This is a genomic window from Achromobacter sp. MYb9 (assembly GCF_002975275.1).
In the GTDB taxonomy this organism is placed as follows: domain Bacteria; phylum Pseudomonadota; class Gammaproteobacteria; order Burkholderiales; family Burkholderiaceae_B; genus Achromobacter.
In genome coordinates this window covers 36586-60653 of the sequence record NZ_PCOQ01000012.1, presented here as the reverse complement: position 1 = coordinate 60653, position 24068 = coordinate 36586, and the positions used below count along the sequence as shown (strand labels likewise).

The following is a 24068-nucleotide window of genomic DNA, read 5'->3' as shown; positions in this document are numbered from 1 at the left end:
AACTAACGTCTGAATACATCGACCTTTCAGAATTCCGGCCAGTCTATCTAGACAATTGCGCAGTTGATATGACGACGGAGCGCCATTCGGTGGAAAATGAAAGTATATGTGTTCCATGTTAATTTTTAAGGCTCTCCTATTAGCCGCCAGAGGCGTTGAATCACATTTCGGCGCGCAAGAGTGTTGCCGTATGCCGAAGCTGCTCCTCGGTATGCTCACAGGAAATAAAGAAGCGCAAGCGCGCCGACTTCTCGGGGACGGCCGGATACAGAATGGGCTGGACGCTGATGCCGAGCTCGAACAGCCGGGCCGAAAGGCGCGTGGCCTTCAGGGAGCTGCCGACGATGGCGGGCACCACGGCCAAGCCCGCGCTCATCCCGGTATCGATACCGGCCATCTTTGCCTGTTCCAGAAAATACCGCCCTCGCGCTTGCAGCGCGGCAACGCGTTCCGGCAATTCCTTCATGCGCTGCAACGCCGCCAACGAGGCCGCGGCAACGCCTGGCGGCATGCCGACGCTGTAGAGAAAGCCTGGCGCCAGGAATTTGAGGTGTTCGATCAGGGCGGTTTCGCCTGCGATGTATCCGCCGCAGCCCGCCAGGGTCTTGCTCAAGGTTCCCATCCAGATGTCGACGTCGCTGCCCGCCACCCCGAAATGCTCGCGGATGCCAAACCCGCGCGCGCCCATGACGCCCAGGGAATGGGCTTCGTCGACCATCAGGAAAGCGCGATGGCGTTGCTTGATCTCGATGAACCGGGGCAGGTCCGGATAGTCGCCGTCCATGCTGTAGATGCCTTCCAGCACGATCAGCACGCGCTCGAACTGGTGGCGTTGCTCGTTCAGGATGGTATCCAGCGCTTCCCAGTCGTTGTGAGGAAAGGGCAAGCGGCGGGCGCCTGACAGTTGGATGCCTTGCAGGACGCTGTTGTGGATCAGTTCGTCGTGCAGGACCAGGTCGCGGGGGCCGAACAGATAGCCGATGGTCGAGACGTTCGTCGCGTGACCGCTGACGAAGGTGACCGCGTCGTCCACGCCGTACAGCGCCGCGATTTCCTGTTCTAGCTGGCGATGCACCGGGCGTTCGCCCGAAACCACTCGGCTGGCCGACACCGAGGTCCCGTATCGGTCGATCGCGGCTTTTGCCGCCGCGATCACCACGGGATCGCCCGACATGCTCAGGTAGTTGTAGCTGGCGTAGTTGATGAACTCGCGCCCGCCGATCCGCGTGTCGGCGCCGGCGGTGCTTTCGTGCAGCTTGAAGAAGGGGTTCTTCACGCCCAGACGCTTTGCGCCATCGTTGATGATGCGCAATTGCTGATAGCCGGGATGCAGGTGGAACCGGTAGTGTTCCTCGGGGATTTCGGCCTTCTTCTCGGCCGGGCGCGCGGGTGCCTGGCCGCCTGGTGCGGCGGCTTGGCGCAGCTTGCGCTCCAGGGCCTGCTGGATCAACTTGTCTTTAATGCCTGCAGTAAGGCCAGGCAGTTTCTTCATGGTGCTCAATTAATTCCGACCTACTGGATCATGCGTTGCATGGGGAGGCTGCCGTTCATCTTGATCTCGTCGACGAAATCCGAGACGGAGCTGGAACCGACCTCGGCGGCGTGGCTTGCGACAACGTGCTGGACGCTGGCGGTCACTGCGTCGCCTTGATCGTCGTGTTCGTCGCGCAATAGCAGCACCAGTCTTTCGGCAAGCTTGGCAGGGGTGGGGCTTTCATTCAGCGCCATCACCGGCAAGCGGATGCCGAAACGGTTTTCCAGCGCCACCACCAGTTCCACGCCCATCAGCGAGTCCAGGCCCATGTCGTAGACCGAACGCGTGGCTTCGATCTTGTCGGGAGAGACGCGCAGGATTTCGCCGATCTCGGCTTTGAGCATGTCGGTGAAGCGCTCGTGCAGCGCGGCATCGTCCAGCGTGGCGATCAGGTGGGCGATGTCGTCCGCACCGCTGTCGTCATCGCCGTTGTCACCGGCCTGGCGGGCGATTTCCGAGAACTTCGGCAGGTTGGCGGTGGGCAGGAAGCGGCTTAACGCGCGCCAATCCAGTTCCAGCACGCCCAGGCCCGACACATCGGCGACGATCATGTCTTCCAGAGCATCCAGGGCAACTTGCGAAGCCAGGGCGCCTCCGCCCATGCGGCCTTGCAGCGCGTCCTTGATCTTCTGGTTGCGTGCCAGGAAACCGACGTCGTCGATGGCGCCCCAGCGTACGCAGGTGGCCGGCAGGCCTTCCGCGCGGCGTTGCGCGGCCAGGCGTTCCAGCCAGCCGTTGGCGGCGACGTAATTGCTCTGTCCGGGGTTGCCGAACAGGGTCGTGGCCGACGAATAGAAGATGAACAGGTCCAGGGGCAGGGCGCGGGTCAGCTCATGCAGGTGCTGGGCGCCCAGTACCTTGGCAGCGAGCGTGCGCTCGATCTGCGCGGGTGTTGCGCTGCGCGCCAAGCCGTCGTCGATGACGACCGCCGCGTGGACGATGCCTCGGAGGGCAGGCATGGTGCCGGCCGTCTCGTCGAGCAGGCGAGCCAGCGCGTCGCGGTCCGTCACGTCGCAGGCGGCTGCGTGGACGCGCACGCCTTGCGCTTCGAACGCCGCCAGGGCGGTTTTTGCGGCTTCGCTGACGGGGCCGCTGCGGCTGATCAAAATCAGATTGCGGGCGCCCTTGTCGGCCAGCCATTGCGCGGTGCGCAGGCCGAATCCGCCCAGCCCGCCGGTGACCAGATAGGTGGCGTCGGCCGGCAGCGTCAGGCCGGCTGTGGCGTGCCGCGTAGCGGTATGGATGCCGCTGATGCCATTGCGGTACGTGACCACGATTTTGCCGATCTGGCGCGCCTGCTGCATATAACGGAAGGCGTCGACGATATCGTTCGCGTCAAAGACGGAATACGGCAAGGGGTGCAGCGCGCCTTCGCGGAACAGCGCCATCATCTGACCGAACAGACGTTGGGTAAGGTCCGGGCGCTCGTTCATTAGCTGATCGGCGTCGATGCCGAAGTAGCTGATGTTGTTGCGGAACGGGCGCAGGCCGATGCGGGTGTTCTCGTAGAAGTCGCGCTTGCCCAGTTCCAGGAACCGGCCAAACGGCTTCAGCACTCGCAGGTTGCGGTTGATGGCTTCGCCAGCCAGCGAGTTCAGCACAACGTCCACGCCGCGCCCGCCGGTGTCGGCCAGGATTTCGTCGGCGTACGACAGCGAGCGCGAATCATAGATATGGCGCACGCCCAGCAGGCGCAGTAGATCGCGTTTTTCGTCGGAGCCCGCAGTCGCGTAGATGTCTGCGCCAAGCCATTGGGCGAACTGAATGGCGGCGATGCCGACGCCGCCGGCTGCGCCGTGGATCAGGATCTTCTCGCCTTCTTCCAGGCGCGCCAGGTGATGCAGGGCGTAGTAGACCGTGAAGAACGTGCTGGGGATGGTTGCCGCGGCTTCGAACGAGAAGCCTTCGGGAATGTGAGAGATGGCGCTGGGCTTGGTCAACACGCGGTCGCCGAAGCTGGCCGGGCCGAAACCGACGACGGCGTCGCCCACGGCGTAGCCGTCCACGTCCGAACCGACGCGAGTGACCGTGCCCGAGAACTCCAGGCCGAGCGTCGGACCGGCAAAGCCGTTTTCGATGGCTTCGTCGGACAGCAGGCCCAAGGCGTACATGACGTCGCGGAAGTTCAGGCCGGTAGCTTCGATGCGAACTTCAAGTTCGTCATCGGCCGGTGCCGGCGCCGGGCAGGATTCCCATCGCAGGTTGCGCAGTTGGCCGGGAAATTCAAAGTCCAGGCGCACGGCGTGCGATGCGGCATCGTCGGCGGCGGCTTGCGCGGGACGTGGCGTATGGCGCAGGCGCGGGGCGTAGCGCGCGCCGCTTTCGTCGAAGATGACTTCGTCTTCGCTGTCCACGCAGGTCAATTCGCGAATCAGGGCGTCGGTCAGGTCGCCGGCATGCGCCAACGGCAGGTCCACCATGCGGATGCGGTAATTGGAAGCTTCGTTGGCCAGCGTGCGGCCGTAGCCCCACAGCGCCGCGTCATTCAACGCGTGCATGGCTGCGGGCGCTTGCGGCGCATGGCGCAGATACTGCACGGCATCCGCGGTGACCAGCCACACGGTGGCGGCCGTTTGCGTGCGTTCGCAAGCTTGAATGACGGCGGCTGCGGTCGCGCAGCGGCGAGTCTGCAGGGCGAGCAGCTCTTCTGGCGACTGATGGACGTCCGTCCAGGCCAGTCCGTCCAGATGGATGACGTGGTTGACCGGGCCGGTCGCGCCGTTGCGCAACAGGTCGTCCAGTTCTTCAGGCGCGGCTTGAATGGCCACGCGAACGTGGTGGCCGGCGGCCTTGAGCCTGGTTTCCAGCGACTGCGCCAAGCCGGCGCCATGCTCGGGGTTGCGATCCCCCAGGATCAGCCAGTTTGCGGGCGTGTTCGCGGCTTCGGCGTCGACCAGGGCCGTCGGCGCTTGAACGCCTTCAAGCCGGGCCGTCAGCAGATAGGCGCCGCTGGTGAACGACGCGGAGAATTCAAGCGGACTGTCGCACAGGAAGCCGAGCGTACGGAGTTCGTCCAGCCAGAAATCGGCGGGTTGTTGCGTGGACAACTGCGCGCCTTCCTCGCTTGTCTGCCACCAGTTACGGCGTCCGCCGAAAACGAAGTCCCCCCAGGCGGCGGGGTGGGCGCCGCAAACCAGCAGCACGCCATCCGCCCGCAGGCTGGCGCGCGCATGTCGCAATGCGGCGCGCGCGGCTTCCAGCGTGTCGAACTCGCAGTGAAAGATCGCCAGGTCGCACTGGGCCGTCGGGGCGACGCCGCCTTCGCCGATAAGCTCGGTTCGGGCGTTGGGGTAGCGCTCGGCTTGCTGGTGGATGACGTGGTCCAGCACATCCGGACTATTCGACGCGTAGCAGTAGTCCGCCACGTTGAAATCGAGCGCATCGCAGCAGCTGAAGGCAAAGAGGGGAGCGGCCTGGCCGACTTCGATCACGGCCAGGCGCTGGCCCGGAAGGCGATTGGACTGTGCCTGCGCCAGGACGGCGCGCAATGCGGTGCCCAGGCGCTGGCCGCTGGCGGCGCCCAGGGCGCTACGGCCGATGGAGGCGGGTGTGCTCGCGCGCGGGCAGACGGCGTCCAGCGTGGCTTCGCCTCGCAGCAGGGCGGCCAGATGCAGCCCGATGCGGCCGACTGCGTGGACGATCTGCGCATAGTCCGGATACTCGCGCAGCAGTGTGTTCCAGATGTCCGCGGTGCCGCTGTCGTTGTCGTCGGAGGCGGGCAGGCGGACGCCCGCAGGGGTGGCTTCCGCGTAGCCCGCGGCGGTCACGCGAGCAATGGTGTGTTGCAGCAATAGCGCGGAGTCCGGCGCATAGCGGCTCAGCTCGGTGATCAATGCGTAGGGCACGAGCTGGCCGTCGGGCGCAAGCTGGCGCAGCGCGTCCACCGAAAAGCCATAGCACAGGCTTTCCAGGAGGGGGTCGACTTCTTCGGCGTAGCGCGCGTGCGCGCCGTCTTCAACGCACTCGGCTACCGCGCTGGCCACGGCGGCGCGCAGTGCTTCGTGGTCCAACGCAGTGCGGCCAAACGGCGCGTAGGGGCGCGGTGTGGCGACGATGTCCAGGAAGTTGAGATGGTCCGCGGCCGGCTTGCGCAGCCGGATGCTGCGGAATCGCGCCTGTTCGACGACGGCAATCTGCTCGCCGGCGGCGTTGTAGAGTTCGAAACTGGCGGTCAGCGAGTGTGGCGCCCGGCGTTCCAGCCGCACGCGCGCGGCGGCAGGCTGGCCCGCCTTCGCGCGCAGGCTCAGGCGCCCGATCTTGGCGGGCACGAACGCAATGCCTTGACCCATGGCCGGATCATTGCGCAGCAATTGGATGATCAATTGGAAAGCGCAATCCAGCAGCGCGGGGTGCAGATGCGTGGCGGCCAGCTCGCTTTGGATGACGGGATCAGCTTGAAGGACGGCCACGACACTGGTGTCCGATTCCATCCAGCCGTGCGACACGGCGCGGAAGGCGGTCCCGTAATCCAGGCCGACGGCGCGCGTCAGGACTTCATGGGTGTCGCCCGTAAAGTCGGGCGTGCGATTCGGCAAGGCCAGTTTGGCTTGCGTGAGGCGGGCCGAGCCGGCTTCGCGCAGCAGGCGGCCGCTGGCGTGTTTGACCCACGGTTCCGTGCTGTTGCTGTCCTTGGCGTTGATGCGGAAGCGGCCGTCGGCGTCATCCAGCAAGAAGCGCGTCAATTTACTGGGCGACGCGTTCAGCAGCAACGGGGCGTGGATTTCCAGTTCTTCCAGCTCGGCGTAGTCGCCATCCTGCCACTGCAGCGCGGCCGCCAGCGCGATTTCGGCGAAACCGGTGCCCGGAAATACCACGGCATCGCCGACGACGTGGTCGGCCAGCGCGGGATGGGATTGCGTGTCAAGCTGGTTCTGCCAGGTGTGCTCATGCTGCTGCAAGGGGTACCCCAACAGCGGATGCACATGACGGCGAGACAGCAGGCCAAGCGATTCGGCGGTGGTGGGATGCCAATGGCGCTCGCGCTGCCAGGGGTAGGCCGGTAGCTCCACGGCCGACCCGACCCACGGGAAGAGCGATTGCAGATCCAGTTGGCCGCCGCTGGCAATGACTTGTCCGGCAGCGGTCCAGATTTTCTCGGGATCGTCGCCGCCGCGTGTGGCGGTGCTGAGCACGCGGCCCTGCATGTCGGCCGTTTTCAGCGTGTCGTTCAGGTACGAGCGCAATAGCGGATGCGGGCCGACCTCGACAAAAATGTTGTTGCCTTCGGCGGCCAACGCGTTGGCCGCCTGCTCGAAGCGCACAGGTTGGCGTACGTTATGCCACCAGTAGTCGGCGGTCAGCGAGGCGCCGTCCAGCAAGGCGCCGGTGACGGTGGAGTAGAACGGAATATCGTTCGTGCGCGGCTGGATACCCGCGAGCGATTCGCGGATGCCTGCTTCGATGCCGTCCATGGCAGGGCTATGGAACGCGTAGTCAAGATCCAGGCGCCGGAAGAAGAGCGCTTGCTCGGCCAGCGCCGCTTCCAGCACGGTCAACGCCTCGGGCGAACCGGCGATGGTCGCGCCTCGGCTGCTGTTGAAGCCGGCCACGCAGACTCTGTCGCCCAGATTGTGCTGGGCGATCAGCGCCAGTGTTTCTTCCCCGCTGATGCCAACGGCCGTCATGCGGCCTTGGCCCTTGGTTTCGCCTTGCAGGCGGCTGCGTTGGAAGATGACGCAAACGGCATCGGGCAGGCTCAGGGCGCCGCAGGCCCAGGCGGCGGCGACTTCCCCGACGCTGTGGCCGATAACGGCCGAGGGCACGACGCCACGTTGCGCCAGCATGCGCGTAATGCCGACTTGCAGCGCAAAGAGCGCAGGCTGGGCGATTTCGGTGCGTTCGTAGCGGTCGTCGCCGTTTTCGCCTGCCAATTCCTTGTGCAGCGAGAAATCGGCGTACTGCGAGAACAGCGCGTCAACCTCGTCGATGGCGGTGGCGAAAACCGGGTCCGCCAACAAGCGGCGGCCCATTTTGGCCCATTGCGAACCATTGCCCGAATAGACCATGACGGGGCCGCGTGCCAATTTCAAGGCCGTGCCGACCGTTACTTCCGGATGGGACTCTGCGTCGTCGGCGAACTGCTGGAGCAGGTCGGCGACGGTGTTGCAGTGGGTGCCGAAGACGACGGCACGCTCGGCGTGCCAGTCGCGCCGCATTGCGGCGTGATAGGCCGCGTTGTACAGGAATTTGGCAGGCTTGCCGCGCAAGACCTCCGCCATCTGCCGCGCCGCGGCTTTCAGCGCCTGGGGCGTCTTGCCGGACACCAGCACCGGAATCGGAGCGGTCTTGGCCATCTTGCCTTCGGCCGCCGGGCTGCGCTGGGGCGCGCTTTCCAGGATTACGTGCGCATTGGCGCCGCCGAAACCGAACGAGTTCACGCCGACGACCAGCTTGCCTGTTTGGCGCAGCTTGCGATTCTGGGTGACGACGTCCAGGTTCCAGTTCTGGAACTCGATCTTGGGGTTGAGCGTCTTGATGCCGATGGTGGCCGGCACCACGCGATGCTGTAACACATACATCGCCTTGACCAGGCCGGCGACGCCGGAGGCGGCTTCGAGGTGGCCCAGGTTGCTCTTGACCGAACCGATGGGCAGCGGCGCGTCTTTGCCGCGCCGCTGGGCCAGGGCGGCCCCGATGGCGCGCGTTTCGATCGGGTCGCCGACTGCGGTGCCCGTCCCGTGCGCTTCAAGGTAGTCGATGTCCGCGGGCGAAATACCCGCTTGCTCGTAGGCCTGGCGCATCAGCGTGGCCTGGGCGTCGGCGCTGGGCACCGTCAGCCCTGACTTGCGGCCATCGGTGTTGACGGCCGACCCGGCCACGACGGCCAGGATGTTGTCGCCATCCGCCACGGCCTGGTCGTAGTCCTTCAGCAGGAAAATGCCGCCGCCTTCTGAACGGACATAGCCATCGCCTGCCGCATCGAAGACGTTGCAGCGCCCACGGGGCGACAACATCGATGCCTTGGAAAATGTAATGAAACCGTAAGGGTGAAGGTGCAGACTCACGCCTCCGGCGAGAGCCTGGCTGCATTCGCCCGAAACAATGGCGCGGCATGCCTGGTGGAAAGCCACCAGGGATGACGAACACGCCGTGTCCATGGCGATGCTGGGGCCGCGCAGGTCGAAGAAATACGACAGGCGGTTGGCGGCGATGCTGGCGGTATTGCCCGTGGCCATCGATGCGTCGACGGCGTTCAGGTCTTCAGCCAGACGATAGGCGTAATCAGAGCTGGCGATGCCAATATAGACACCGCAATTCGTGCCGCGCAGGGCGGACGGACGTACACCCGCCTGTTCCATGGCTTCCCAGCTCATTTCCAGCAGCAGGCGTTGCTGCGGGTCCATGAGGGCGGCTTCGCGCGGGGAAATGCCGAAAAAGCCGGCATCGAAACCGGCGATGTCGCCAATGGAGCCGGCGGCAAAGGTGTAAGCCGTGCCCGGGTGGTCCTTGGCGGGGTGCAGGTAAGCGTCGGCGGACCAGCGGTCTTCGGCAACGCGGGAGACTAGGTCACGGCCTTCCAGCAGCGCTGGCCAGTAGTTGTCTACAGTGGTGCTGGGGAATCGGAATGATAATCCGATGACGGCAACGCGCTTAGCCATGCAGTGTCCTTCCAACCGCGTCGTATCGCGACGCGGAATATGAGAGTGCGGTCAAGCCGCAGGGGGAATGGGAGCCGGTAACGGCCTGGGTGCCGGAATGGCCGGACGCCTTGTCAATCAGACCAAGACTGAGTCTGTGCCTGACGATCAAGCGCGGCCGATGCGGCCCGATATGGCGGTTCTCCCTGTTGCTGCCATCGCGCGGATGGCCCCCTTGTCCTGGACACTGCGTGGGCGCTGCTGCCGGAGCGCCTTGAGAATGCTCGTTATGCTCATTACTTGAATGTTCTGTTTTCCAGTCTGACCAATGCCTTCTCTTCCGCTCGCTTGGGCAAGGGCGGGGCATTTGTGCGGTGCACGCGCAGAAACAAATTGATTTAAACAGATTGATTTTACTGTATACCGAGGATTCAGCTGTTTGAGCCCGCGCAGGTAACCACGGGCACACAGGCAACCCGTGGAACGATCCTTACGTTTCGCTGTCGTTAAGCTTCCGGGGCCGTAGGATATCAATCATTTGTAACTTGTATTGGGCAAGATTAATCAAAACGATTCAGACGCGATGAAAGGCGGGCCTTTTTTTGTCATGACTTGCAAGGTTTGCAAGAATCACATGACAAAGAGGGCAAATTGGGTGGCAATGCGCGGGGATGCTCGCGAATCTGTGGCAAAAAAGCACGCCGGGCGGCGTGCTTTCGCAGGCAGGGTAGGTGTAACTTGCGGCTAAGGTCCAATCAGGACACGCCGCAAACCGGCACCGGTGGAATCCGTTTGGCCGGGGTCGGGATACGCCAGGAGGCGCGGCGGCGCAGCGCGCCGAATATCTTCAGGCCCTGGGGCCAATCCGCCAGGCCACTGTCGGCATTGATGTGCCCGGCCCCTGGCAGCACGATGACCCGGCTACCCCAGTCCTGCGCGAAGGCGCGGGCGCGCTCCAGGCGGCAATAGGGGTCGTTGTCGCTGGCGACCACGACGCTTTGGAATGGCAGGGGCTGGCGCGGAATCGGCAAGAACCCGCGTAAGCAGGCTGGCGCGTCAGCGGATTCCACGTCCGCCGGCGCCACCAGCAGCGCACCGGCGACCTTTGCCCGCAAGGGGACGGGCAGCGCGGCGCTGATCAGGCAGCCCAGGCTATGGGCGATCAGCAGCACCGGGCTGCGGGCCTGGTCGACTTCCGCCGCCAGGGTCGCGATCCATTCGGGCGCCGCCGGGTTTTCCCAGTCGCGCTGCTGGATGCGCACCGCATGGGGCAGCAGGGTCGCCCAGCGTGATTGCCAGTGGTCCGGTCCGGAGTTTTTCCATCCGGGGACGATGATCGGTTGGAGTCTCATGGCGGCCATCATGCCGCGCGGCCCTAGTAACTCAAACGAATAAATCGTCTTTTGCATATATGGCGCCGGGTATAAAGCGGGGCCTGTGCGCGATGCGGCACCCACGTGCCCGGAGGACGCCGGAAGTCGTGCCGGATGGGCTCCAAATACAGGGTTTTTTCAGTGTATGCTTGCCGTGCACATGCACAGTAACGGGGCGTGACCACATCGTTTTCCGGCGTCCGCCCGGTTCAAAAACCAACGATTACAAGCGATTAGAGGAGTCCACTCATGAAGCCAGTATTTCGTCTGACCCCGGTCATTGCGGCGCTGGGCGTCGCCGCTGGCCTGACGTTTGCGGCGGGAGCGCAAGCGCAAACCATCAAGATCGGCGTGGTGGGCCCCACCACCGGCGCGGTGACTCAGTATGGCGATATGGTCCGTGAAGGCGTCGACACGGCTGTCGAACGCATCAACGCCGCGGGTGGCGTGAATGGCAAGAAGCTGGAAACCGTTGTGATCGACGATGGCTGCGAACCCAAGCAGGGCCCCGTCGCCGCCAACCGCGTCGTCAACAGCAAGATCGGATTCGTGGTGGGCCACGTGTGCTCGGGCGCGACCATCGCCGCCGCCGACATCTATAACAATGAAGGCGTCGTCATGGTGACGCCTTCGGCCACGGCGCCGGCCCTCACGGACGGCAAGAACTACGAGTTCATCTTCCGCACGATCGGCCGCGACGACCAGCAAGGTCCCGCCGCCGCCAAGTTCGTGCTGGAAAAGATCAAGCCGAAGAAAGCCGCCGTGCTGCACGACAAGCAGTCGTATGGCCAGGGCATCGCCACGGCGGTCAAGAACGACCTCGAGAAGGGCGGCGTGCCGGTTGCCGTGTTTGAAGGCATCAACGCCGGTGACAGCGACTATTCGGCCGTGATCACCAAGCTGAAGAGCCAAGGCGTCGACTTTGTCTACTACGGCGGCTACCACCCGGAAATGGGCCTGCTGCTGCGTCAGGCAGCCGAGCAAGGCGTGAAGGCCAAGTGGATGGGTCCGGAAGGCGCGGGCAATCCGGACATCAACGCCATTGCCGGCGACGCCGTCGAAGGCATGTTGCTGACCCTGCCGGCCGACTTTACCCAGAACGCCGCCAACGCCGACATCGTCAAGTCTTTCGAAGCCAAGAAGCGCAACGCCGGCGGCGCGTTCCAGATGACGGCCTACACGGCCACTCAAGTCATCGCGGACGGCATCAAGGGCGCGGGCTCGGACGACCCCACCAAGGTCGCCAAGTACCTGCACGCCAATTCCTTCGACACGCCGATCGGCAAGGTGTCCTGGAACAAGCAAGGCGACCTGACGAACTTCTCGTTCGACGTGTTCACCTGGCACAAGGATGGTTCCAAGACCGTCTATAAGTGATGCCCTGGCGGGCCGGGAGGCAATAGCCCCACGGCCCGCGGCATCGGATGCAGACGCGAAAGCGTCCGCATGACCACCGGGCCGGAAGCCATAGACTTCCGGCCCGGTTTTTGCATTGGCGCGACGCCTGCCGGGAACTGGACCGCAACAGCGGTGTCGAACGCCCGGCTCTCCGCACGCGAAGGCGTTGCGGCCCCTAGACCTACTCTTGTCAGAACTATGACCAAGGCCTTGCTAGTCGAAGACGATCCCAAGCTGTCGCGTCTGATCGCGCAGTTTTTGGAACAACACGGGTTCAACGTCGCCCAGGCCTACCGTGGCGATCATGCCGTAGAGGCGTTTCGCCGCCACGAACCGGCGATCACCATCCTGGACCTGATGCTGCCCGGCCGCGACGGGCTGCAGGTGTGCCGCGACCTGCGCGCGTTTTCGTCCGCGCCCATTCTGATGTTGACCGCGCGCGAGGACGACCTGGACCAGATTCTGGGGCTGGAGTCCGGCGCTGACGATTACGTCATCAAACCCGTCGAGCCCCGCGTGCTGCTGGCGCGGATCCGGGCGCTGATGCGGCGCCACAACCAATTGGACGAGCCGCCGGAGCACCTGGAGTTCGGGCCGCTCGCCATTGACCGGCGCACGCGGGCCGTCGTCCACGCCGGCGTCGAAGTCGACCTGACGACGATGGAATTCGAAATGCTGTGGGCGCTGGCTAGCCAGGCCGGCCAGGTGCTTACGCGCGACGACTTGCTGAACGCCGTGCGCGGTATCGAGTTCAACGGGTTGGACCGCAGCGTCGACGTCTGCGTCAGCAAGCTGCGCCGCAAGCTCGATGACGACCCGCGCGATCCCGCGCGCATCAAGACCGTGTGGGGCAAGGGCTATCTGTTCTCGCCCAAGGCACACGAGGGTGGTGATGCTTAAGTTTGTCCTGCGGCTTTTCGTGGTGCTGGCCATCGGTTTCGTCATTTCCAACGAAGTGGTCGACCGAACCGCCAATTACTTCTTCGAGCCGGTCAATGATTCCTATGTGCGCGAAGCAGTGCGAGGGCAGCTTCACAGCCTGACGCAGGAAATCGGCCGGGTCGCGCCCGAGGAGCGGGCTGCCTACGTGCGCGATGCGTTGGCGCCGCATTACGGCCTTGGGTTGAAGGTGCTGGCTCCTGCGGACTATGAAGCAGACGGCTATCAATTGACGGACGAAGAGCGCAAGACCATCGCGGAGGGCGGGTTCTTTCAGCGTGACAAGCTGATGACGTTCGTGGCCGCCATTCCGGGGCCCGGCGCGCAGTGGATTGAAGTCAAGCTGCCGCCCGAGCCGTCCATCGGCCCGTGGGTGATCGCCGGGATCTATTCCGCGCTGGGGCTGCTGCTGTGCGCGTTCATGCTGGTGTGGGCGCTACCCATCTGGCGCGACCTGGAAGCGCTGAAGACTGCGGCGCAGCGTATGGGGCAGGGGGATCTCCAGGCGCGGGCGGGGTTGTCGCGGCATTCCAGCATTCGCAATCTGGGCGATACCTTCAACCAGATGTCTGACCGCATCGGTGCACTGATCAGCAATCAGCGCGACCTGACCAACGCCGTGTCGCATGAACTGCGCACGCCGATCGCCCGCTTGTCTTTCGAGCTGGACATGATTGACCGTGAGGCGGATCCGGATGCTCGCAAGCGCCTGGTCGAAGAAATGAAAAGCGATGTGGCGGAATTGGACGGCATGGCGTCCGAGTTGCTGATGTATGCCCGCCTTGAGCACAAGAGCGATGACGTCGCCCTGCGGGCGCAGGATGCGCGCGGGTGGCTGGATTCCGTCGTGCAACACGCCGCTTACGAGGCCGGAGTGTCCGGCGTGCATTGCGTCGTGTCTGAATGCGGCGTGCCGCAGGTGCGGCTGCACCAGCGCTACATGACGCGGGCGCTGTTGAACCTGCTGCAGAACGCGATCCGTCATGCGGGCGACCGAGTGCAGGTGAGCCTGACCAGTCCGGCCCCGCAGGAATATGTGCTGATGGTGGACGACGACGGTCCGGGCGTGCCGCCCGCCGACCGCGAACGCATCTTCGAGCCCTTTATCCGCCTGGATGAAAGCCGCGACCGCGGCACGGGCGGCACGGGCCTGGGGCTGGCCATCGTCAGCCGGGTGGCAAGGTGGCATAACGGCACGGCGCTGGCCACGGACAGCCCGTTGGGCGGGGCGCGTTTCGTCATCAGCTGGAAGGCCGTCTGACGCCTGGCGGATGCAGGCGTAAAGAAACTTCACAAAGCGCCCGCCGAATCTTCACAAACTCCATACAAAGCGGGAAAGATCCGGACCTGGCCGGTGGATAGCATGACGGCATTCTCGTTGAAGAGGGTTTGCCGCAAGCCATGTTTTCCCTTAGCCGCCTGGTCGCCATCGGGACGTTGCTGGCCGCCGCCGGCGGGTGCCAGCATCTGCCGCCCGCCGCGCCGCCCGCCATTGCCAAAGGCGATTACGACGCGGTTCTTGGCTATCTGGAGCAGCGGATTCCCTATGACATGGGCAAGCACAAGGTGCCTGGCCTGTCGATCACGATCGTGGACGACCAGCGCGTTGTCTGGAGCACGGGCTTTGGCTATGCGGACCCCGCACGGCATCGGACGGCGACCAGCGATACGCTCTATCGCGTAGGCGCCATCAGCAAGATCGTCACGGCGGCCGGCGTGTTCCGCGCGGCGGACGACGGCAGCTTGCCGCTTGATGCGCCGGCGGGTCAGACCCTGCCCGATTGGCACGTCGAGCCGCGCCGCAACGCAATGCAATGGATGGGGGCGGCCCCTTACACCGCGCGCAACCTGTTGACCTTGCACCCGGCCACCCTGGAAGACACGATGGGCCGGGCCCGCGCCGACATGGCTTACGCCCTGCTGGGAGACATGGTGGCGCATGCCACTCAAGAGCCGCTAGACGCTTATGTGCGGCGCACGCTCCTGCACCCTTTGAACATGCCACGCGCAGGCTACCAGGCGAACGCCCGCATGCTGGAGTTGCGTGCGGCGGGATTCCGGCGTGGCGTGCCGTGGGTCGAAACGGCACAGCCCAACGAGGCTGCCGACGGCTTGTGGATGAGCACCTCTGAAATGGCGCGCTTTTCCAGCATGTTGTTCGCGGGCGGCGTATTCCGCGGCGAACGCGTCCTGAAGGACGAATCAGCCCTGGCCGTCCTGAACCTGGAAACGGTCTCTGGCGCCAGCCTGGACCTGAGTTGCCGGCTGGCGCTGTCCTGGCTGGCGGCGCCCTGCGGCGACGATCTGGTTGGAAGGGTCTCCCTGTATGAGCACAGTGGCGCCACGGAAGCCTTCCACTCGCGCTACCTGCTTGCGCCGCAAGACAAGCTTGCCGTTCTGGTGATGAGCAATTCCGACACGGGCGAGCCCTTGGTGGCCTCGGTGTCGACGCTGGCCATGCGCTTGATGCGGCAAGCCAAGCAAGGCGCCAACGCCGACTGAGTTTTGTCTGGCAGGCGCGCCGCGTCTGCCCCTCCGTTCATCAACCTCGTTTCCTGGATGCTGTTATGAAGCGATTTTTCCCTTTGTCTTTCGTTCCGCGCCGCGTGGCTGTCGCCAGTCTGCTGGCCGCCGCGCCGAACCTTGCCGCGGTCGCCGCCGATCTTTCGGTGGCGGACGGTGGTTCGGTTTACGGGCAGCGGGGCGCAAGTTCCCGGGGCTTGACGGTGGTGACGGGCAGCGATCGGCCGGAAGGGCAATGGACGTTCTACGGCACGGCAGGCGTGGGTTATGCGCCGCGCTACAGCGGTAGCGACGAGAGTTCTGCCGTTCCCATCGTGGGGCTGGGCGTGCGCAGCCCCCACGGTTTTTTCCTGGGAACCGACCACGGCCTAGGCTGGGAGACGCAGGCGCTGGACAGCACTTTCCGCTTCTATGTGGCGCCCAGCGCGTCGCGCAAGGACCACAAGAAGGGCTTCCAGGGTTCGGACAAGCTGCGCGGCATGGGCGACATCAAAAGCCGTGCGCAGATTGGCATGGATGCGGAAACGGCGCTTGGGCCCGTCGTGCTGTCGGCGACGGTGGCGCACGCTTTCAAGAAGGGCGATGACCGTGACGTGGGCAGCGCCTACACGATGTTCAATCTGGGTGCGAGCACGACGGTGTATGAAGGTTCGGCAGGTTCGGTGTCGCTGGCCTTGAGCGGCACGCTGGGCGACGGTAACTACATGCGCACCTGGTATGGCGTCAGTGATCGCCAATCGGCGAAATCCGGCTATCGCCGCTACAACCCCAAGGGCGGCCTGGAAAGCGCCGCCTTGGGCGCGACGTGGACGCTGCCAGTCAGCGAATCCTGGTCCTGGTCGGTCGCCGCCGAGGCGCGGCGTCTGTTCGGCGATGCGGCCGACAGCCCCATCGTCAAAGCGCGCAACCAGTACACCATCGGAACGATGGTGACGTACACGTACTAGCGCAAAAAAAGATTCGCCCCCAAGCGGGGGCGAATTCTGGCAACGGGGCAGGGCAGCCGGCGTGGGGAAGCGGCGTAGATTCGCCGCCCCTTTCCCGGGGCTGGCGCGGCTTACAGGCCCTGGACGCGGCGGCCGGTGTCGGCTTCGAACCAGTGCAGCGGGTGGCGGCCATCCGGACCCACGTTGACGCGGTCGCCCACCTTGGCGGAAGACTCGGACAACTGGCGGGTGGTGCAGCGGACGACCAGCGTGGTCTTGCCGCAGCGGCAATGGACCAGTTGCTCGGAGCCCAGCGTTTCGACCATTTCGACTTCGGCCGGCACGCCCTGCGTGTTCAGCAGCATGTGTTCGGGACGCATGCCCATGATGATCTTGCGGCCGCGAACCTGGGACGGCACCTGCAGCGGCGAGATTTCCAGCGCCATGCCGTCGGTGGTCTGCACGGTGCCGTCGCCGGCCACCTGCACTTCCATCAGGTTCATCGGGGGCGAGCCAATGAAGCCGGCCACGAAGGTCGAGGCGGGCTTTTCAAAGACTTCCATCGGGGTGCCGATCTGCTCGGGCACGCCCTGGTACATGACGATCATGCGGTGGGCCAGCGTCATGGCCTCGACCTGGTCGTGCGTGACGTACAGGCTGGTGGTGCCCAGGCGCCGGTGCAGCTTCATGATTTCAAGGCGCATCGCCACGCGCAGCTTGGCATCCAGGTTCGACAGCGGTTCGTCGAACAGGAACACCTTGGGCTCTCGCACGATGGCGCGGCCCATGGCGACGCGTTGGCGCTGGCCGCCGGACAGCGCGCGGGGGCGGCGGTCCAGCAGGTGGCCCAGTTCAAGAATCTGCGCGGCGATGTCCACGCGCTTCTTGATTTCGTCCTTGGAGAACTTACGGATCTTCAAGCCATAGGCCATGTTCTCGAACACGGTCATGTGCGGGTAGAGCGCGTAGTTCTGGAACACCATCGCGATGTCGCGTTCGGCGGGTTCCAGGGTGTTGACGACTTTGTCGTCAATCACGATGTCGCCGCTGGTGACGGATTCCAGGCCGGCGACCATGCGCATCAGCGTGGACTTGCCGCAGCCGGACGGGCCGACGATGACGATGAATTCACCGTCTTTGACATCCATGTCGATGCCATGGATGACCGGCACGTTGCCGGCATAGGTTTTCTTGACGTTACGGAAGCTGAGAGTAGCCATGTTTATTCGTGTTCGGAGTCGTGTTCGGGTGGGCTAGGCGGGCAAGCGTCACTTTTCATCGCCGAGCCGCCTCAAGATGAAAACGCCCCCCGGGGGGGCAGCAAGCCGAAGGCGCGGCGTGGGGGTCATTTTTCAGTGTCGACCAGACCCTTGACGAACCATTTCTGCATCAGGATGACGACGAGCGCCGGCGGAATCATGGCCAGCATGGCGGTGGCCATGGTGATGTTCCATTCGGTCACGCTGTCGCCGCCGCTGATCATCCGCTTGATGCCGATGACGACGGGGTACATGTCTTCCTGCGTGGTGATGAGCAGCGGCCACAGGTATTGGTTCCAGCCGTAGATGAACTGGATCACGAACAGGGCGGCGATGCTGGTCTTGGACAGCGGCAGCAGGACGTCGAAGAAGAACCGCACGGGGCCCGCGCCGTCGATGCGCGCGGCCTCGATGAGTTCGTCCGGTACCGTCAGGAAAAACTGGCGGAACAGGAAGGTGGCGGTGGCCGAGGCGATCAGCGGCAGCGTCAGACCGGCGTAGCTATTCAGCAGGCCCAGGTCGGCCACCACTTTGTAGGTGGGGGCGATGCGGACTTCGACGGGCAGCATCAGCGTGACGAAGATCATCCAGAAAAAGAACATGCGGCCGGGAAAGCGGAAGTACACGACCGCGAAAGCCGACAGCAGCGAGATCGCGATCTTGCCGATGGAAATCGACAGCGCCATGATCAGGCTGACGTACATCATGCGGCCTACCGGCGCGCCCGACGAACCGCCGGACGAGCCGCCAAACAGCGCCTGCATGTAGTTATCGACAAAGTGCGGACCGGGAATCAGCGACATCGGCGCTTGCGCCACTTCCTGAGCGGTCTGGGTAGACGCGACGAAAGTGATGTAAAGCGGAAATGCCACCATCGCCACGCCGCAGAGCAGAATGACGTGGGCCAGAATATCCAGCCAGGGACGGCGTTCAACCATTGTTATTAGCCTCGAACAAAATCAATACTGCACTTTGCGGTCGACGTACCGGAACTGTACGACCGTCAAGGCAACCACAATGAACATCAAAATGACCGACTGGGCCGCGGACGAACCCAGGTCCAGACCGCGGAAGCCGTCGCTGTACACCTTGTAGACCAGGATCGAGGTCGACGTGCCCGGACCGCCCTGCGTCGTGGTGTCCACAACGGCGAAGGTGTCGAAGAAGGCATAGATGATATTGACCACCAGCAGGAAGAACGTGGTGGGCGACAGCAGCGGGAACACGATGCTCCAGAAGCGGCGCGCCGGGCTTGCGCCGTCAATCGCAGCGGCTTCGATGAGCGAGCGGGGAATCGATTGCAGCCCGGCCAGGAAGAACAGGAAGTTGTACGAGATCTGCTTCCAGACGGCGGCGACCAGCACCAGCATCATGGCCTGGTTGCCATCCAGGCGGGGGTTCCAGTCCACGCCGGATTTGCGCAGCGCGACGGCCAGGATGCCCACGGAAGGCGAAAACATGAACAGCCACAGCACGCCGACGACGGCGGGCGCCACGGCGTAGGGCCAGATCAGAAGGGTCTTGTAGAGTCCCGCGCCACGAATCACGCGGTCGGCCATGACGGCCAGCAGCAAGGACACGCCCAGACCGACAGCCGCCACCAGCACCGAGAAAACGGCGGTGACGCGGAAGGAATCAAGGTAGGCCTGTTGCGAGAACAGTTCCATGAAGTTGTCGAGCCCGACGAACTCGGACGACAAACCGAAGGCGTCTTCCAGCCGCATGGATTGCCACATGGCTTGTCCGGCAGGCAGGAAAAAGAAGACCACGGTAATGATCAGCTGCGGTAGCAGCAGCAGATAGGGCAAGGTCTTGTGCCCGAATACAACGCGTTTTTCCATAGGGGGAACCCAAGGTACAGAAAAGCGGCGGTTGGATAACCGCCGCTTGAAACCGCTTTCATAAAAATACGATAGGCTTAAAGCCCTAAAAAAACCAGGGCTTTAAGCCTTGCGCTTGCAACCGATCGTGCCGCTAAGTGCTTGTCACCGCGCGGAAAATGCTGGGTGACAAGCATCGGGCGGCGTCCCGGAAAGGGCGCTACTTTACACTCTTCTCGAACTTCTCCAGCAACTCGTTGCCGCGCTTGACGATGTTCTCGGCGCCATCCTTGGCCGCGACCTTGCCCGACACGATGCGTTCGATTTCAGCATCTTCGATTTCACGGATCTGCGGCAGGAAGCCCAGGCGCAGGCCGCGGGATTGCGCGGTGGTTTCCACGTTCAGTTGCTTCACGCCAACTTCGGTGCCCGGGTTCTTCTCATAGAAGCCGTCTTTCTTGGTCAGTTCGTAGGCAGCCTTGGTGACCGGCACGTAGCCCGTCTGCTGGTGCCAGCGAGCGGCGATTTCCGGGCTGGCCAGGAACTTGAAGAACGCGGTCACGCCCTTGTAGGTTTCCGGCTTCTTGTTGGCGAAGACCCACAGCGAAGCGCCGCCGATGATGGTGTTCTGCGGGGCGCCTTGCACGTCGGCGTAGTAGGGCACGGTGGACGTGCCGAATTCGAACTTGGCGTTCTTGGCGATGTTGGCGCGCAGGCCCGACGAACCGGTGATCATGGCGCACTTGCCGCTGATGAACAGCGAGTTCGGCTCGTCGCCGCGGCCGCCGTACATGAAGATGCCTTCCTTGCCCAGCTTGGCCAGGTTTTCCAGGTGGCGCACGTGCAGAGGGGTGTTGATGGCGATACGGGCGTCCAGACCACCGAAACCGTTGTCCTTGGTGGCGTACGGCACGTTATGCCAGGCCGAGAACGTTTCCAGCTGGACCCACGACGGCCACGACGTGGTGTAGCCACATTCCTGGCCGGCGGCCTTCAGCTTCTGGCCGGCGGCGGCCAGTTCTTCCCAGGTCTTGGGCGGCTTGTCGGCGTCAAGGCCGGCCTTCTTGAAGGCGTCCTTGTTGTAGTAGAAGACAACGGTCGAGCTGTTGAAGGGCATCGACACCAGCTTGCCGTCGGCCGACGAGTAGTAGCCCGCGACCGCGCCGATGAATTCCTTCGGATCGATCGGGTTGCCAACTTCTTCGGACATCTGCTGCACCGGCTTGATGGCGCCCTTGGCGTACATCATGGTGGCGGTGCCGACTTCAAACACCTGGAGGATGTCCGGGGCATTGCCGGCGCGGAACGCGGCGATGCCGGCGTTCATGGACTCACCGTAGTTGCCCTTGTAGATTGCCTTGACCTGGTAGTCAGGATTCTTCTTGTTGAATTCGTCCACCAGACCGTTGACGCGGTCGCCCAGGGCGCCTTCCATCGAGTGCCAGAACTGGATCTCGGTGGCGGCATGCGCGGAGGCGCCTGCGAATGCCGTCATGATGGCGGCGAAGGTTAAAGCAATACGATGGGATCGCATGGTGAGGTTTCCTCCAGTTGGGCGTGTTGCGGCCAGGTTGTCCGGGCGCAGAAAACACGACACCTTATGAATTGTTTGTGACAAAACCGTGACTTTCACATCACTCTAAACGCCTGTCAAATTGCGCGTTTCAGGCGCGAACGAACATTTTCTTTTTTTTCCCCAACGAAGCCGACCGTTTACAATGCCGGGCTATGAAAAACGAACTTTCGATTGCGTTCATTGGCGGCGGCAATATGGCGGCTGCGCTGGCATCCGGACTGGCTGGCAAAGTATGCCCCGCCGGGAACATCCATGTCATTGACATAAACCAGGACGGCCACGCCGCCTGGCAGGCGCGCGGCATGACCACCGCGACGGCCCCCGACGAGGCCCTTGGTCGGTGCCGCGTGTGGGTGTTCGCAGTCAAGCCACAGAACATGAAAGCCGTTGTGGCTTCTACGCGTCAGTGGTTGCGGGATGACACCTTGGTGGTAAGCGTGGCGGCGGGAATCCGTGCCGAGACGCTGGCGGAATGGCTGGGCACGCCCGGCGCGCCGTTCAACCGCCTGGTGCGCTGCATGCCGAACACGCCGGCCCTGGTGGGCGCGGGCATCACCGGCCTGGCTGCGCTGGACGGCGTGGGCGAGGCCGACCGCGAACTGGCGGCGACGTTGCTGACAAGCGTCGGGCAGGTGGTCTGGGTGGCGGATGACGCCGCGCTGGACGGCGTGACCGCGCTGTCGGGCAGCGGCCCGGCTTACGTGTTTCTTTTCCTTGAAGCGCTGGTGGCCGGCGGCTTGAAGGTTGGACTGACCGAAGCACAGGCCAAGCAATTGGCGCTGGGAACGTTGGCGGGCGCCACGAAGCTGGCGGCCGAGTCCACCGAGCCGCTGTCGGTGCTGCGCGAGCGAGTCACCTCCAAGGGGGGGACCACGGCCGCGGCCCTGGCCGCGTTCGGCGAGGCCGGATTCGCCGGCATTGTCGAAGACGCCATGGCCGCCGCGGCACGCCGTTCGCGCGAGCTGGCCGAGGAGTTCGGCAAATGAACGTGGCAAGCCGGGGCTTTCCCGCCATGAGCCGCCTGCAGTTCGGCATCGCCGTGCTGTGCATGCTGCTGGTGGTGGTGGGTTCCAACATCCTGGTCCAGGTGCCGCTAAACGACTGGTTGACCTGGGGCGGCCTGTCGTATCCGGTGGCCTTCCTGGTGACCGACGTGCTGAACCGCCGCTTTGGCCCGGCCGCCGCGCGGCGCGTGGTCTGGTTCGGTTTCGCCGCCGCGCTGGTGGTGTCGTTCTGGGTGGCGTCGCCGCGCATCGCGCTGGCATCGGGCCTGGCCTACATCTGCGCCCAATTGGTCGACATCCAGGTATTCGACCGTTTGCGCGACCAGCGTTGGTGGCGTGCGCCGTTGGTGTCGGGCGTGCTGGGCGCAATCCTGGATACGGCGGTGTTCTTCAGCGTGGCGTTCGCCGCCACCGGCGCACCGTGGACGACATGGATGCTGGGCGACCTGGCAATCAAGTTGGCGGTCAATATCAGCATGCTGGCGCCGTTCAGGGCGCTGATGTGGAACCTGGCCCGGCCAGCCAACGCCTGATCCACACGCGGCAACGGCGCAAAAGACTGCGCGCATGACGGCGGATACCCCGCCTTCATGCGCGCATTTTTATTAACGCGATCGGCATTATCCGTAAGACCTGCGTAAGTACTGTATATAAATGCGATTTCGAACAGCGTATTAATGATTTTTCATATAAACGCCAAGCACAAATCCTTGTTGAATGCCAAGGGATAACTAAGGCAGATTTGCGATTTCTCCAGCGAATTCATGGCCTTGCCGCGATGATCCGTCACGATTAAAGGTTGGCTGGAAAATATTGGGGATTACACGCAGTGACAGTATGGCGGCTTGCTTCCAGAATACCGCCCACACCGTGTTTTTGCCCAAGAAGCCGGCGACGCGCGAAACGGATTGCGGGGTACCCACCCGATAAACCGTTTCGATCAGAGCCGCTCAAAACCTCGCTGGAGAACTCCGCATGAAGTTTCTGAATCGCCTTACCCCGGTTGCCATGGCGCTTGGGGCACTTGCCTTGGCTGGCGCCGCGCACGCCGCCGACACGATCAAGATCGGCATTCCCCAGCCCATGACCGGTCCCAATACGCAATACGGCGACCAGATCCAGGCCGGCGCCTTGACCGCCATCGAAACCATCAACGCCAAGGGCGGCGTGAAGGGCAAGAAGCTTGAACCGATCCTGATCGACGACGGCTGCGAACCCAAGCAGGCCGTGCCGGCCGCCAACCGCGTGGTCAACTCCGGCGCCAAATTCGCCGTGGCCCATGCGTGCTCCGGCGTAACGGTCGCCGCCGTGAAGGTTTACGAGGAAGAGGGCATTGTCGGCATCACCCCGGGCGCCACGTCGCCGCTGGTGACCGACACCATCAAGCCGCATTATTTCTTCCGCACGATCGGCCGCGATGACCAGCAAGGCCCGTATGCCGCGTCCTACATCGCCAAGACGCTGAAGCCGCAGAAGGTCGCCGTGCTGCACGACAAGCAGACCTACGGTTCGGGCGTGGCCACGCAGGTCAAGGACGCGCTGGCCAAGCAGAACGTCAACGTGGCCCTGTTCGAAGGCATCAACGTTGGCGACAGCGACTATTCGGCCATCATCACCAAGCTGAAGTCCGCAGGCGTGGACCTGGTCTATTTCGGCGGCTATCACCCCGAACTGGGCCTGCTGTTGCGCCAGGCGCGTGAGCAGGGCCTGAAGGTCCAGTTCATGGGCCCCGAAGGAACGGCCAACCAGGATCTGGTGGCCATTGCCGGTCCGGCCATCGACGGCTTGCTGGTGACGTTGCCCGCCGACTTCACCAAGTTGCCCGGCAACGAGGGCATCGTGAAGGCCTTCAAGGACGCCAAGCGCGATCCGGACGGCGCCTTCCAGATGCCGGCGTACGCCGCCGTGCAGATTCTGGCCGACAGCATCAACGCCGTGGGCGAAGACCCCGCCAAGGTCGCGGACTACATGCACAAGACCACCTTCAATACCGGTATCGGCAAGGTTGAGTACGATGCCAAGGGCGATTTGAAGAACTTCGAATTCGCCGTTTACAAATGGGACAAGAACGGAAAGAAGACCCAGCTGTAAACTCGCGATCCCGCCGGCACGGTGCCGGCGTGTAGGGCCTGTCGTCCT

General features: G+C 63.8%; 15 protein-coding genes and 1 tRNA gene. 8 read left to right on the top strand and 8 right to left on the bottom strand.

Annotated features, from left to right (window positions below; translation table 11 throughout):
* Nucleotides 1-160 precede the first annotated feature (160 nt).
* The 4 genes from CQ050_RS18025 to CQ050_RS30870 all read right to left on the bottom strand — a co-directional run bounded on the left by CQ050_RS18025 (nucleotide 161) and on the right by CQ050_RS30870 (nucleotide 10216).
* Complete coding sequence (locus CQ050_RS18025) at nucleotides 161-1492, bottom strand: aminotransferase class I/II-fold pyridoxal phosphate-dependent enzyme (protein ID WP_105558208.1); 1332 nt, start codon at nucleotides 1490-1492, stop codon at nucleotides 161-163.
* A gap of 20 nt (nucleotides 1493-1512) precedes the next feature.
* Complete coding sequence (locus tag CQ050_RS18020; RefSeq protein ID WP_105558207.1) at nucleotides 1513-9132, bottom strand: type I polyketide synthase; 7620 nt, start codon at nucleotides 9130-9132, stop codon at nucleotides 1513-1515.
* A 734-nt stretch (nucleotides 9133-9866) separates the two neighbouring features.
* Nucleotides 9867-10142 (bottom strand): alpha/beta hydrolase, encoded by a 276-nt coding sequence (locus CQ050_RS30875; protein ID WP_158266064.1) that lies wholly within the window; start codon nucleotides 10140-10142, stop codon nucleotides 9867-9869.
* Nucleotides 10116-10216, bottom strand: a tRNA-Pro gene (locus tag CQ050_RS30870). The genes CQ050_RS30875 and CQ050_RS30870 overlap by 27 nt, the downstream gene beginning before the upstream one ends.
* 517 nt (nucleotides 10217-10733) lie before the next feature.
* Between CQ050_RS30870 and CQ050_RS18010 the strand changes: the two genes are divergently transcribed.
* The 5 genes from CQ050_RS18010 (at nucleotide 10734) to CQ050_RS17990 (ending at nucleotide 16291) form a co-directional block, all read left to right on the top strand.
* Nucleotides 10734-11861 carry a branched-chain amino acid ABC transporter substrate-binding protein gene (locus CQ050_RS18010; protein ID WP_105558206.1) on the top strand — a complete coding sequence of 376 codons (1128 nt, stop codon included), beginning with the start codon at nucleotides 10734-10736 and terminating at the stop codon, nucleotides 11859-11861.
* Nucleotides 11862-12080: 219 nt separating this feature from the next.
* On the top strand, nucleotides 12081-12782 hold the full coding sequence (locus CQ050_RS18005; protein WP_105558205.1) for a response regulator: 702 nt from the start codon (nucleotides 12081-12083) through the stop codon (nucleotides 12780-12782).
* On the top strand, nucleotides 12775-14082 hold the full coding sequence (locus CQ050_RS18000; RefSeq protein ID WP_105558286.1) for an ATP-binding protein: 1308 nt from the start codon (nucleotides 12775-12777) through the stop codon (nucleotides 14080-14082). The genes CQ050_RS18005 and CQ050_RS18000 overlap by 8 nt, the downstream gene beginning before the upstream one ends.
* A gap of 140 nt (nucleotides 14083-14222) precedes the next feature.
* On the top strand, nucleotides 14223-15323 hold the full coding sequence (locus tag CQ050_RS17995; RefSeq protein ID WP_105558204.1) for a serine hydrolase: 1101 nt from the start codon (nucleotides 14223-14225) through the stop codon (nucleotides 15321-15323).
* Between the two features lie 65 nt (nucleotides 15324-15388).
* A complete protein-coding gene (locus CQ050_RS17990) occupies nucleotides 15389-16291 on the top strand; it encodes a MipA/OmpV family protein (protein ID WP_233214150.1) in 903 nt (300 codons plus the stop codon).
* A 110-nt stretch (nucleotides 16292-16401) separates the two neighbouring features.
* On the opposite strand, the gene CQ050_RS17985 is transcribed toward CQ050_RS17990, so the two are convergent.
* From CQ050_RS17985 to ugpB, 4 genes are all read right to left on the bottom strand, one after another.
* Nucleotides 16402-17490, bottom strand: coding sequence for a sn-glycerol-3-phosphate import ATP-binding protein UgpC (locus tag CQ050_RS17985; RefSeq protein WP_105558203.1), 1089 nt, complete (start codon nucleotides 17488-17490; stop codon nucleotides 16402-16404).
* Between the two features lie 125 nt (nucleotides 17491-17615).
* The gene (gene ugpE / locus CQ050_RS17980; RefSeq protein ID WP_105558202.1) at nucleotides 17616-18467 is read right to left on the bottom strand and encodes a sn-glycerol-3-phosphate ABC transporter permease UgpE; all 852 of its coding nucleotides are present in this window, start codon (nucleotides 18465-18467) and stop codon (nucleotides 17616-17618) included.
* Between the two features lie 21 nt (nucleotides 18468-18488).
* On the bottom strand, nucleotides 18489-19370 hold the full coding sequence (gene ugpA, locus CQ050_RS17975; RefSeq protein ID WP_105558201.1) for a sn-glycerol-3-phosphate ABC transporter permease UgpA: 882 nt from the start codon (nucleotides 19368-19370) through the stop codon (nucleotides 18489-18491).
* 199 nt (nucleotides 19371-19569) lie between these two features.
* A complete protein-coding gene (gene ugpB / locus CQ050_RS17970) occupies nucleotides 19570-20883 on the bottom strand; it encodes a sn-glycerol-3-phosphate ABC transporter substrate-binding protein UgpB (RefSeq protein WP_105558200.1) in 1314 nt (437 codons plus the stop codon).
* Nucleotides 20884-21077: 194 nt separating this feature from the next.
* Between ugpB and proC the strand changes: the two genes are divergently transcribed.
* From proC to CQ050_RS17955, 3 genes are all read left to right on the top strand, one after another.
* Nucleotides 21078-21911 (top strand): pyrroline-5-carboxylate reductase, encoded by an 834-nt coding sequence (gene proC, locus CQ050_RS17965; protein ID WP_105558199.1) that lies wholly within the window; start codon nucleotides 21078-21080, stop codon nucleotides 21909-21911.
* On the top strand, nucleotides 21908-22462 hold the full coding sequence (locus CQ050_RS17960; protein WP_105558198.1) for a queuosine precursor transporter: 555 nt from the start codon (nucleotides 21908-21910) through the stop codon (nucleotides 22460-22462). The genes proC and CQ050_RS17960 overlap by 4 nt, the downstream gene beginning before the upstream one ends.
* Before the next feature lie 442 nt (nucleotides 22463-22904).
* Entirely contained in the window at nucleotides 22905-24020 is a 1116-nt protein-coding gene (locus CQ050_RS17955) for a high-affinity branched-chain amino acid ABC transporter substrate-binding protein (RefSeq protein WP_105558197.1), read from the top strand.
* Nucleotides 24021-24068 lie beyond the last annotated feature (48 nt).